Origin of the sequence: Acinetobacter sp. KB005, from assembly GCF_049949095.1 — a bacterium.
GTDB classification, from domain to species: Bacteria; Pseudomonadota; Gammaproteobacteria; order Pseudomonadales; family Moraxellaceae; genus Acinetobacter; species Acinetobacter calcoaceticus.
The window spans coordinates 3,664,429-3,676,970 of record NZ_CP188191.1; the positions used below are offsets into that span (position 1 = coordinate 3,664,429).

At 38.0% G+C, this 12,542-nt stretch carries 9 protein-coding genes; 4 read left to right on the plus strand and 5 right to left on the minus strand.

The genetic code is table 11. The features are described 5' to 3' along the window. Window positions 1-47: 47 nt before the first annotated feature. Window positions 48-617 carry an elongation factor P gene (efp, locus tag ACPF64_RS17550; protein WP_004643557.1) on the minus strand — a complete coding sequence of 190 codons (570 nt, stop codon included), beginning with the start codon at window positions 615-617 and terminating at the stop codon, window positions 48-50. A 73-nt stretch (window positions 618-690) separates the two neighbouring features. On the opposite strand from efp, the gene epmB reads away from it, so the two are divergent. Genes epmB through ACPF64_RS17565 form a run of 3 tightly spaced genes read left to right on the plus strand, consistent with a single transcriptional unit; the run spans window position 691 to window position 5,576 of the window. Further along, window positions 691-1,707 (plus strand): EF-P beta-lysylation protein EpmB, encoded by a 1,017-nt coding sequence (epmB, locus tag ACPF64_RS17555; protein ID WP_017387929.1) that lies wholly within the window; start codon window positions 691-693, stop codon window positions 1,705-1,707. Window positions 1,708-1,722: 15 nt separating this feature from the next. Beyond that, entirely contained in the window at window positions 1,723-3,468 is a 1,746-nt protein-coding gene (locus ACPF64_RS17560; protein WP_426454838.1) for a GTPase, read from the plus strand. After that, window positions 3,465-5,576, plus strand: coding sequence for an EAL domain-containing protein (locus ACPF64_RS17565; protein ID WP_426454840.1), 2,112 nt, complete (start codon window positions 3,465-3,467; stop codon window positions 5,574-5,576). The genes ACPF64_RS17560 and ACPF64_RS17565 overlap by 4 nt, the downstream gene beginning before the upstream one ends. Window positions 5,577-5,639: 63 nt before the next feature. Here the strand turns inward: ACPF64_RS17565 and rpmE are convergent, their stop codons facing one another. From rpmE to ACPF64_RS17585, 4 genes are all read right to left on the minus strand, one after another. Continuing rightward, window positions 5,640-5,864 (minus strand): 50S ribosomal protein L31, encoded by a 225-nt coding sequence (gene rpmE / locus ACPF64_RS17570; protein ID WP_003650476.1) that lies wholly within the window; start codon window positions 5,862-5,864, stop codon window positions 5,640-5,642. A 193-nt stretch (window positions 5,865-6,057) separates the two neighbouring features. Beyond that, complete coding sequence (locus tag ACPF64_RS17575; protein WP_426454843.1) at window positions 6,058-7,029, minus strand: bile acid:sodium symporter family protein; 972 nt, start codon at window positions 7,027-7,029, stop codon at window positions 6,058-6,060. Window positions 7,030-7,163: 134 nt separating this feature from the next. Next, window positions 7,164-7,565, minus strand: coding sequence for a lactoylglutathione lyase (gene gloA / locus ACPF64_RS17580; RefSeq protein WP_426454845.1), 402 nt, complete (start codon window positions 7,563-7,565; stop codon window positions 7,164-7,166). 2 nt (window positions 7,566-7,567) lie between these two features. Then, a complete protein-coding gene (locus ACPF64_RS17585; protein WP_426454847.1) occupies window positions 7,568-9,754 on the minus strand; it encodes an AmpG family muropeptide MFS transporter in 2,187 nt (728 codons plus the stop codon). 165 nt (window positions 9,755-9,919) lie between these two features. Between ACPF64_RS17585 and ACPF64_RS17590 the strand changes: the two genes are divergently transcribed. Continuing rightward, complete coding sequence (locus ACPF64_RS17590) at window positions 9,920-12,538, plus strand: Lon protease family protein (RefSeq protein ID WP_426454849.1); 2,619 nt, start codon at window positions 9,920-9,922, stop codon at window positions 12,536-12,538. Window positions 12,539-12,542 lie beyond the last annotated feature (4 nt).

The window sequence follows — 12,542 nt, forward strand, 5'->3', positions numbered from 1 at the left end:
AGGGATGATTTACATCATCCCTTCGATAATAGTTTATTTTTTAACTATTATGCACGCTCTAAATAATCGCCAGTACGAGTATCTACACGAACGCTATCTTCTTGCTGAACAAATAACGGAACACGAACAACCGCACCTGTTTCAAGCTTAGCTGGTTTACCGCCACCGCCAGATGTATCACCGCGTACACCTGGATCAGTTTCAACAATTTTTAATACTACGAAGTTCGGTGCGCTTACAGTTAAAGGCACGCCGTTGAACAACATAATAGTACATTTTTCATTTGAATCGTCTTTTAACCATTTAGCTGCATCGCCCATTGCAGTTTTGTCTGCAGCGATTTGCTCAAAAGTTACAGGATCCATGAAGTTCCAAAGTTCGCCATCATTGTATAAGTAGTCCATTTCTACTTCTACGATGTCAGCCGCTTCTACAGTATCGCCAGACTTAAAAGTTTTTTCTAAAACTTTACCAGTTCTAAGGTTACGTAATTTTACGCGGTTGAACGCTTGACCTTTACCTGGTTTTACGTATTCATTTTCCATGATTGAACATGGGTTACTGTCAAGCATGACCTTAAGGCCCGGCTTGAAATCATTTGTAGAATAATTGGCCATGACTGGCACACTCCAAACTTAACAAGTCAACTATGCGATATAATGCGTTGTTGCATTATCTTAATCGTGTCAAATGATAAACTATTTATACCAAGAGCAAAACTGGCAATCGCAACTGAGTGACCTTATTACAGATCCTTTGGAGTTGCTAAACCTACTCGAGTTATCCACCGATCAGCTATTATCAGGTGCGATTCTGGCTTCTGAACAGTTTAAATTACGGGTTCCTCGCGCGTTCGTCGGAAAAATGAACGTTAAAAACCCTTTTGACCCGCTTTTACTACAGGTTTTACCTCATCATTTAGAACTTGAGGAACATCCTGAATTTGTAACTGACCCTTTAGGTGAAGAAGCAGCAAATCAATTACCCGGTGTATTACATAAATATCAATCACGTTTTTTACTGACTTTGACGGGTGCGTGTGCCGTACATTGCCGTTATTGTTTCCGTCGTCATTTTCCCTATCAAGAAAATTTACCGAAAAATGACGATTGGCCAAATATAAAAAACTATATTGAAGCGAATCCGCACATTAATGAAATCATTTTGAGTGGTGGCGACCCCCTTACACTTTCTAATCGTAAATTAGCACTTTGGCTAGAACGTTTATCATCTCTCAAACAAATTAAGATTCTGAGAATTCATTCACGGGTTCCAATTGTTATTCCAAACCGTATCGACGAAGAGCTTATTTCTTTATTAAAAAACAGTAGGCTGCGTATTATTCTGGTGGTACACTCAAACCACGCTTCTGAACTCGATGACTTTACCTGTTCAAAATTGTTGCAGTTATCTGCCGAGCACATTACTGTACTTAATCAGGCAGTTTTGCTTAAAGGTGTTAATGATTCTGCACAGACATTAATTGATTTAAGTTATCGTTTATTTGAAGCTCGCGTTATGCCTTATTACTTACATGTTTTAGATAAAGTAAAAGGTGCACAACATTTTGATTTAATACCATCTGAGATAGATGATATATATCGTGATGTGTTAGCGAACCTACCGGGGTATTTGGTTCCTAAACTCGTCAGGGAAATTGCGGGCGAAAAGAATAAAACACCGCTTTTTGGGGCTACAACATTTTGAGTTATATAATAAGTGATGATGAATAATGCACTATCGGACATTTTTCACAATCAAACCGCACTCACTCGTGAACGGTTAAGCTTTTGTGAAGCCAATATTAAAGATCTTAATCAATGGGTCACTACCCTTTCTATTATGCAACTCGGCGATACGTCAAAAGCATTATTCACAGCCATTTTAGAACTCAATGAATTAAAATGTAGCGAGACCTTGCGTTTCGATCTCATACAAACGCTTCATCCCACCATTAATAACGTTCTTGCAAGCCTAGAAAAAAACTTTTTTAACCAAGGCGTTATTAGCACAGACCGTAATGAACACATTATTGAATTAGCGATGTTACTGCGTTGCTATTTTGCCAGTATTTATTTAAATATTGCTAAAAATAGCCATGAGCAATTACAACATCAAAAATTTTCACTGTTTGCCTATAAACAAAAAAAGAATTTGCAAACGGCACGTACTTTATCGACTTTCCATGCGCTGCAACAATTAACCAGTCTCTTATATCAGCAGCATATGCTCTATAGTGAGCCGGTCAAAGGGCAATGGTTAATTGCGCATCAACTCTATGAAACTGCTGTTCAGCATAAATATCATCTGGTAAATATTAACCATATTCAGGGTGTACATCACCCTCTAGCAAATATCACTCAAGCTTATGCTCAGCTGATTTTGCTCGATATTTTAAATACGAACCAAATTCGTCAGTCAGAAATTCAGGCATTATTTCAATGTAGCTTTGATTGGGCAAGAATGATTCATATTTTGCCGAAAGATACAGCCTTAACGAAATATGTGGTCGACCCAAATAAAGATCATCCGCCGGTTTATAACACCAAACGCAGCTCTAACTTTAGCCCAAACATTTTTATAGGCACACAGGCTTTACTTGAGCATGTCACTGCAACCATGCATAAAAATGCGCAATATATTTCCAAAAATGAAAAGTTTTATTTAAGTCCAGCTTTAAAGTTTCATGTTCAAACTATTTTAGGTACTACGGCTCAACGTCGTCATGAACGTTATGAATATAATGCCGAGCTACAAATTTGTTTCGGTTTAAGTACAGCCCATTTCTATCTCTCGAAAGCAAAAAACTTTGAAGAAACGCTACAACTGAACAATAACTACAACTTACAAAGTGAATCTAAAGTTCTATCCAATTTAGAGAAAAAAGAACAACAAACGACATCCTATCAACGCTTAAGTCGTGAAAGCAAAACCATTTATCAAACCACTGTTCTCGATATTAGTGTCAATGGATATCGTATTAAATGGTCTGGAGAAGCACCAAAAAATCTAAGAACTGGTGAATATATTTTAGTTAAAGAAACCTTGCATGGACAATGGCGTGGTGGAGTAATCCGCTGGATTAAACAGTCGACAGAAAAAAGCCTAGAGTTAGGTTTAGAGATTTTGTCACAGGCCATGTTCCCTTGCGCAGTCCATATTCAAGCTGAGCGTCATACGCGCAATTATCATCCTGCACTATTACTACAAACACAAAACCTAGAAGAAATACAAAATACGCTGATTTTACCGGGGTCACAAATTTTTAGAGAGCAGCAAACAATTCATTTACGATTGGGGACAGAAGAAATCAAAGTGTATCTACTCAAAGCACAACTCATTACTCAAAGTTTTATTCAATTTCATTTCGAACTTCTGAATGAGCAGCAACAAAATCTGCTTGATCAGTTCATGATGAAAAAGAATAGCAACTCTAGCAGTCAAGATTTATGGGAAGCACTAAAGTGAGAAACTCTTTATTATCTAAAAAGTTAAAACGTACTGAAACACGTTTACTCATTATTGATGACAACCAGCTACGTTATAACCAGATTTTAAATTTATTATTGGGGAATGATTATCAAGTTCAGGCATTATTGCTTGATGACCTAAAAAGTTTTGAAAAACAGTTAAATACGCCTTGGGATGCTATTATTTTTGGTCGTGCTTATGACCTAAAAATTGAACAAACCCTCTCCCTTATTCAAGCATCTGAGCAACCACATTTACCTGTTTTGTTATTGCAACCTGAAGACTATCAACCTCAGCAATATCAGGCTTATATTCATAAAGGTATTTATGATGTAGTTCCATTAGAACCATTAGATTATTTTTATATCACGCTTATTCGAACCTTGTCGTATAGCCATTTATTGCAAACTGAGCAACGCCTGACCAGTGAACTAGAGACTATTCACTCTCATACACAAACATTGGTCAATAACAGTCATAAAGCAGTTGCCCTTTTTCAAGAAGGCATGCACGTTAAGGCAAATACAGAATATCTCAATCTTTTTGGCTTTAAGCAAGAAGAAGAGATTATTGGCCTGCCGATATTAGATGTTTTACAACCCAATGATTTAAATATTTTTAAACAAAGATTTAAGAAAATTTCATTAGGTCAATTTGATCAGGCGCGTTTTGAAATCCAGAGTCAACATGCAGCAATTTCAGGTAATAATGCTTTAAAACTTGAATTTATTCCCAGTCAGGAAGAAGACGCCGTACAGTTAACCATTGACTATCAACTGGATTTACAAACACCCGCAAATACAGTTTTTTCTGAAAAGAGTTATGGGTTAATTACCCCTTGGCAACAGATTAATCGACAACTATCAACCCACCCTGCTCAAGCGAATGCATTGGTTTTATTTAAATTAAGTCAGTGCCCAGAACGTGTATTTCAACTCGATTGGCAAACTCCTGGACAATATTTTAATCAGCTGCAAAGTTTTCTGAAAGAACAAGCACAAATGCCGATTTTCAATCTTGAACTTGGGGCATATCTTGGCGTTTTGCAAGCTGAAAACAGTACAGTCCTTAACTCCCAATTGGCTAGTCTGCAAAGTTTGCAAAAAGAGCATTTATTACCGATTAATGAGCTTAACTACTCGATCCAGTTTAAGCTGAGTTATGCGCAAATTACTGAACCTTTAGATGAAGCTAGTTTTGCAAAGCTACTCGATCAAACCAATCAGCAAGAGCTACCTAAGGCGAAGTCAGAAATTGAGTTAGTGCCAACTATCGATATTATCTCTCCTGAGCCTACTAGTTCTTCTATCTCACTTGATCTAAGCCTTCAGAATGTTGATGCTCCTGTGCAATCCTCTCTATTGCAACAATTAAAGCAACAGTTAGCACGGGGTGAAATCCATTTAAAATATCAGCAGATTTATGATAAGCATGATCAAGAAACCCATAACTATGAAGTTACTAGCGGTTTTATTGCAGATGAACAGTGGCACGACTTAAACGATTTAGCCACATTAAAAGATGATAGCGAACTTTCTATTCAATTAGACCGTTGGATCTTGGTTGAGGCTAGCAAGCAGCTACATAATTTTATTACGCAGTACCCGAAAGCTAAACTGATTATTAACTTGAATATTGATATCTTACTCAAAGATAAATCATTCCCTGAGCTGATTTCGAAATTACTCACCATTATTGGTAGTAAGCAAGAAAGCCCATTGGTTTTACAATTTTCAGAACAAGCGATTCAGCCACATCTTACAATTGTGCAGCAACACATAGCTCGCCTACGTCAACACGGCGCAGAAATTTCAATTCGGGATTTCACATCTTCTATTTATAGTGAATCGATATTGCAACAACTTGATGTTCAATATTTAAAATTACAATCGAAGAAGACAGAGCTATTAAACTCAGACGCTGGTTTAGCGCAATTACAAGAAAAGGTTCTGAACTATTTGACTGTAAAACCAGTAGGGATTTTACTTGCCGATCTTAATGATATGAACTTATTTGCAAACGCTTGGAATGTAGAAGCACGTTTCTTACAAGGTCGCTATTTCCAGAAAAAACTTGATCGATTAACAGACGTACAAGACCAATAATGGTCTTGTCGTCCACAAACAAAAAACGGGCATAAAGCCCGTTTTTTGTTTCGTTTTGCAGTATTAACGCTTGATAGAGCGAGACATACCAGAAAAACGTTGTTTGAATTTGTCGATACGACCACCAGTGTCTACATTCTTTTGCTTACCAGTGTAGAATGGGTGGCAAGCTGAACATACGTCAAGGTAGATAGTGTCTTTACCTAAAGCAGAACGAGTTTCGATTACGTTACCGCAAGAACAAGTTGCTACTAATGTTGCATATTTTGGGTGAATATCGGCGCGCATCGTCGATTACTCCTAATTTAGAAAGGCTTAAGCTGCCATCGCAATTGATCACTCTCAACTAAGTTGAGGACAGGCTCAAATGAGCAGATCAACACCACAACAGACCATTCTTTTGGCCCACCGAAACCTCTAGGGTTAGAGCTAAGCACAACAAGTGGACAAGATTATACGTCAAATAATTTTTATTTGCGAATTAATCTTTAGATTTAGCCCAGTAATTTGCAATTACCCCACAAACCATTAATTGGATTTGGTGAAAGATCATAATAGGTAACACAATCATGCCTAAAGGCTGACCAATAAATAAGATTTGTCCCATCGGCACACCACTTGCCAGTGTCTTTTTTGAGCTACAAAAGAAAACCGTAACTTGGTCTGCTCGGTTAAATCCAAAAGCACGAGGTAGGTAAAGTGCTAATAGCATAATGATGGTTAAAAGAACTGAACAAGCAACCGTTAAAATAAGTAAGGTTTTCCAGCTTACCTGATGCCAAAGCCCTGCCACCACTGCGCCACTGAATGCACCATACACCACCATCAAAATTGAACCTTGATCGAAAGCTTTAACAATACTTGGAACTTTTGCCATATAGGGAAAAATATAAGGACGTAATATTTGCCCTAAAATAAATGGCACTAACAGTAACAATGTAATTTGTATAATTGAAGCAGTCGGATCGAACCCATGTTGGCTTTGGCCTAAAATAAAAAAGCTAACCAACACTGGTGTAATAAACATACCAATCAAATTTGAAAAAGATGCACTACAGACCGCTCCCGCCACATTCCCTTTTGCAACTGATGTAAATGCAATAGAAGATTGAACCGTAGAGGGTAAAAAGCACATAAACAGAAAACCCCAGTACAGCTGCTGACCTAGTAGAGGTAACAGAATCGGCTTAGCCAACAAACCAATCACTGGAAAAACAAAAAAAGTAAATGCGAATACAAGTAAATGCATTTTCCAATGCAAAATGCCTTCAATTACAGCCTCACGAGACAGCTTCGCACCATGCAAAAAAAATAATATTGCAATCGCGACCGTGGTGAGTGTATTGAAATATTGCGCTGCTTGACCACTGACTGGAAAAAATGTTGCTAGAAGTACCATTCCAACCAACAAAATTGTAAATCGATCAAGTGCCAATAACTTCAACATAGCCACATCCTATGATTATTTTAGATAAATAAAAAACCCAGTTGATAAATTGACCATTCGGTCGGACATTCATCATACTGGGCTCTAAAAATAAAGCTAGACTTTTAAGACCTAAATCTTAAATCACCTAAGTCATTTATTTAGTTATTTCTGGCATCAGCATCTTGTTGAATCAACTCGATTTTATAACCATCTGGATCTTCAACAAATGCAATAACCGTTACGCCGCCTTTCATTGGGCCAGCTTCACGCACGACTTTACCACCACGTGCTTTAATTTCTTCACATGCTTTATAAGCATCATCAACGCCAATGGCAATATGGCCGTATGCATTGCCTACATCATAACTTGAAGTATCCCAGTTATGAGTGAGTTCAAGCACAGTATTGGTTTCTTCATCACCATAACCAACAAATGCCAGTGTAAAGCGCCCTTCTTCATAATCACGCTTACGAAGTAACTTCATTCCTAATACTTCGGTATAGAACTTTAAAGATTGTTCTAAATTGCCTACTCGCAACATTGTATGAAGCATTCGCATGTTTATTCACCTGCCTTTTCTGATTCATGTGTTTGATGATCTTTTAGCAGTTTTCCAACCCAAACCACTAAAATCAAGATTGGAATACCAATAAGAGTGGTCATCAAAAAGAATTTTGGATATCCAATATTACTGACAATGGTACCTGAATATCCACCCAAAAGTTTTGGTGTAAGCGTCATGAGTGAACTAAAGATCGCATATTGAACAGCTGTGAACGACACACTCGTTAAACTTGAAAGGAATGCAATAAATGCGGCGCCCGCCAAGCCAGAAGCCAAGTTGTCGACAATAATGGCAAAATAAAGCCATAAAGAACTATATGGTTTAATCACCTTACCGCTGATTTCAACTGATTGACCTGAAAGCGGGTCAACGTAAGCTAAGGGTTCAATATTTACATCTAATTCACTTGTTGCTTTTATATTTGAGCTAACAGCATATGGATGAGATGCAGAAAGTATTTTCCGTTCACCATCTACTACAGCTACATTGAGTTCTTTACTTGCCGATGAAGCTAATTTTTTCGCATCAATTGCTGCACTAAAAATACCTTTTTCATCTGACATTTTTGCATCAAAATTTTGTCCATCAAGACTAATTATGATTTTTTGTGTAGGAGTTAAAGCTTGCCCGAAGTATTGCCCTCGAATCACAATACTCCTTTCTCCCTCTTTCAAATAGATTTGATCATTACCCATGATCGGTAAAATTTGTAGAGGTGATTTGGCTAATTCAGTAGTGAGTAATGGCTGAGTACGAGTCACAGGTGCTACACCATTTTGTGTGGCATAAGCAGCTTTCACCTCAATTTGTTTCACTCCATTGAAGCTAGAACTTGGTACCGCAAGCTTCCATAAACCTACTTCATCGGGCTGAACTTTATAGCTTTGCTCACCAACTTTTACATCAACTGAATCTAATGGCTGTCCAGATTTTACCAGTCCAATAAAAATTAAATTAGTAGAACTTGCCAAAACTGCACCGACAAACATAAGCTTCATAATGTTTATACGCTGTGCTAAAAGGCCACCTAAGAAACCACCTATTAAACTAAATATCACCCCATAAATTTTGACTGCTTCAGCAATTTGTTCTTTGCTAAAGTTAAGGTCTTGATAAAAAACATTGGAAATAACACCCGCAATAATGTCTGAAATACGGAAGAAACCAATGAGGAGTAATAAGACTAATGCAAGTTTGACACCATAACGTTTAAAGAAATCTAAGATTGGTGCAATCCATGTCTCTTTAGCCATTTGTTGGTTAACTACACCAAATTTAACCAGTAAATAGCCCACAAAAATGGCACAAGCTGTCGCCGTTAAAAATCTTAAAGCTTCTAAACCAAATAATGCTGCGTTGTCTTTTATACTTCCAGCTTGCGAGATTGCATCTGTTATCTGTCCAGAATAAATATAGGTGACTACAAATGAAATAACGGCAACAAAAAACACGAACACCAAACGGTAATAATCACTACTCTTATAGTTTTTATAAACACGATTTACCTGAGGTTCACGAACGAGCAAAGTCGTTACAATGCCGACTAACATAACCGCTGCCATGGTTAAGTAAGTCATTTTCCAAGCTTCGTAAATGTAATTACCTTTAGCAGTTCCCAAATATGCAGCTAGAAATAATGCCCCCGCTCCAGCCACAATCATTCCGATTCGATAACCAGCATTATAGGTAGATGCCAACACTGTTTGCATTTCTGTTTCTGCTAATTCAATACGGTAGGCATCAATCACAATATCTTGTGTTGCTGCTGAAAAACCAAGCAACACCGCACCTACTGCCATTTGAACCAGATAACTCTGACCTAAAGCTGGATCAGAAAAAGCCATAATACAAATAGCAAGGACAATCAAACACTGTGCGATTAACAACCAAGCACGTCTTCGGCCTAACATTTTAGTTAAAACAGGTACTGGTAACTCATCAATGAGAGGAGCCCAAACAAACTTAAAAGAGTAACCTAGAGCCGCCCAACTAAAAAAAGTGACTGCACTTTTATCAATGCCTGCCTCTCCAAGCCATAAAGAGAGACTAGAGAAAATTAATAAAATTGGAATTCCGGCAGAAAAACCAAGGAACAGCATAATTAATGCACGGCGATCTAAAAATGCTTTAAAAGCCGAGACCCAACCCGAAGCTTGTGTGGTCATTCGTTTTTTATTTTCCATAAATTATAAATGTGCCTATTCAAACCCTTCTTACAATTGCTTTCAAGATTCTTTATGCAAACATTTTGGATTTGGCGATAAAAACCGCAAGTTTGCTTGATATTTTATGCTAAACCTGTATACCTTTAGCCTTCAACCTTCGTTTTCTTTTGCTGGATATCAACAGTGACACAAAAACTTGATCAAGTGACTATTTCAACTTTATCACTCGCTAAAACAACCACCACAAACGTCACAGTAAATGCATTTCCTTCAGCTTTTGAGCAACCTGATATAAAAATGACCTTAGACAAGACCGTTTTAAAACCTGAACAACTTACACATATCCCAGATTTTGAAAAAATTCCAGCTTCAACCAAACGCATCAAACCGCTTAATAACTTTTTGGGTCAAGATCGTGCCAAAGCATCTGTAGAGGCGGGAATTTCTTTACCCTACTCAGGCTATAATATTTTTGCCGTAGGAACTGCTGGTTTAGGCAAACGTACCATGATCAAACGTTTGTTACAGCAGCACGCCAAAACAATGCCAACGCCTGATGACTGGGTGTATGTCTATAATTTCAAACAAGCACGTCAACCTATTGCCCTACGTTTCCCAGCAGGTCAAGGCACTAAGTTTCAACAAGCACATGAACAAACTTGGCAAATAATTTTAAAACAACTTGAACGCCGTTTTAGTGCAGAGACTTATCATAACCGTATTGAGCGCATCCGTCAGGAAACAGGCGATGTGCAACAGCAAGCGCTTGTTGAACTGACCAAAGAAGGTGAAGAACTCGACTTAAAACTCATTTCTCGTAATGAGAAACATGGTTTTGTACCTGTACAAGTTAAAGATGATCAAGTTCAAGAACTTACCCAAAACGATATTGATGCTTTAAATAGTAAACAACGCGCTGAAATTGCTGCCAATATTCGCTATATGGATAAAAAGCTGGATCGCCTTGGTTTACATTTAGGTGATTTAGAAGATGACGCACGTGACAAAGTGTCTGTGTTAAATCGAGATATTGCAACGCAAGTCGTTATGCCAAGAATGGAGCTTATTTTAAATAAATATGGTCAAGTTAAAGGACTCGAAGATTACTTAAAACAATATGCCCAAGATATTATTGACAATGTTGAACTGATCTTAGAACAAGATGAAGATGATTATGCTCCATCAATGTTCAACCGTGTTCCTGCACGTTATCAAGCTAATGTTATTGTGGCTAATAAACCAAATAGCGGTGCTCCTGTTATTTTTGAAGACTTTCCAACACACTATAATTTACTTGGTCACGTTGAACAGCTTACCCATAACGGCACAATTATCACAGATTTCACCTTAATTCGTCCGGGTTCTTTGCATCAAGCCAATGGCGGCTTTTTAATGCTTGAAGCTGAACAGTTACTAGAACAACCATATGCTTGGCAAGGTTTAAAACGCGCGCTTAAATCTGGGCAGCTTAAATTGTCTTCACTTGAACACATGCTGACTTTAACTGGCAGCATTTCGATTGAACCTGCTGCAATTCCGCTCGATATTAAAGTGATCTTAATGGCTGAGCCTGAAATTTATTATGAAATTTTAGAGATTGAACCAGAACTTGGCAGCGTCTTTAAAATTCGTGCAGATTTTACCGATACTCTGCAACGTAATGAAACGAATGAACAGGCTTATATGCAGTTGATTGCTGACTATGTACAAGCCGATAAATTACTACCATTTGATCGTAGCGCTTTAGCAGCTTTATTAACTGATTCGAGCCGCCAAGCAGAAGATCAAAGCTCGTTATCATTACATGCGTCGACTTTAGGTGACCTCATTCGAGAAGCGCACCACCACGCGTTTAAAGCCGAAGATAAGATCGTCACTGAACAGCATATCAATTTAGCTCTACAACATCGACAATACCGTTTAGGCTATTTAAGAGAACTTTACTGGCAAGATCTTTCACGTGGTACACAATTAATCGAAACGTCGGGATACCGTTTAGGTCAGATCAATGCCCTTTCCGTTATTCATTATGCAGATGTTGAGTTTGGTTTGCCTTCACGTTTGACAGCGTCTGTTTATCAAGGTGGCGGTGATATTCTTGATATTGAACGTAGTGTAGAACTTGGTGGTTCACTTCATGCTAAAGGCGTGTTGCTGATGTCTAGCTTCTTGAAAGCTCACTTTGGTCGCGAACAGATTTTACATTTCTCCGCTGCACTTGCATTTGAACAGAGCTATGGTCAAGTCGATGGCGATAGTGCCACTGTTGCTGAGCTTTCAGCATTGATTTCTGCTATTAGCCAGATACCAATTGATCAATCATGGGCAATTACTGGCTCTATGAACCAATTAGGACAAGTTCAGCCAATTGGTGGCGTAAATGCAAAAATTGAAGGCTTTTATGATGCATGTAAATTACAAGGTTTCACAGGTAAGCAAGGTGTCATTATTCCTCGTCAAAACATGCAGCATTTAATGATACGTCAGGATGTTATTGATGCTGTTCGCAGCGGTCAATTCCATATTCATGCAATTGATACGATTGATCAGGCACTTGAAATTTTAATGGCTCGTCCGGTTGGTGCACTCGATAAAAAGGGTAAATACAGCAAAAATTCAATTTATGCAGCAGTGATGGAACAACTTGAATATTGGCAAGCCATTGAGGATGGTGCTGAAATTGAAGAAGAGCCAAAAAAGAAAAAGAAAAATAAGAAAAAAATTAAGAAGCATGAAGAACTTACTGCTAACGATCTGCCACAAGAAAATGCAGAAGAAGTTGCAACATTAAAACAGAAGTAATAAA

Coding starts and splice junctions, on each gene's coding strand:
- efp (WP_004643557.1), bottom strand. CDS start 617: ATGGCCAATTATTCTACAAATGATTTCAAGCCGGGCCTTAAGGTCATG.
- epmB (WP_017387929.1), top strand. CDS start 691: ATGATAAACTATTTATACCAAGAGCAAAACTGGCAATCGCAACTGAGT.
- ACPF64_RS17560 (WP_426454838.1), top strand. CDS start 1,723: ATGATGAATAATGCACTATCGGACATTTTTCACAATCAAACCGCACTC.
- rpmE (WP_003650476.1), bottom strand. CDS start 5,864: ATGCGCGCCGATATTCACCCAAAATATGCAACATTAGTAGCAACTTGT.
- gloA (WP_426454845.1), bottom strand. CDS start 7,565: ATGCGAATGCTTCATACAATGTTGCGAGTAGGCAATTTAGAACAATCT.
- ACPF64_RS17585 (WP_426454847.1), bottom strand. CDS start 9,754: ATGGAAAATAAAAAACGAATGACCACACAAGCTTCGGGTTGGGTCTCG.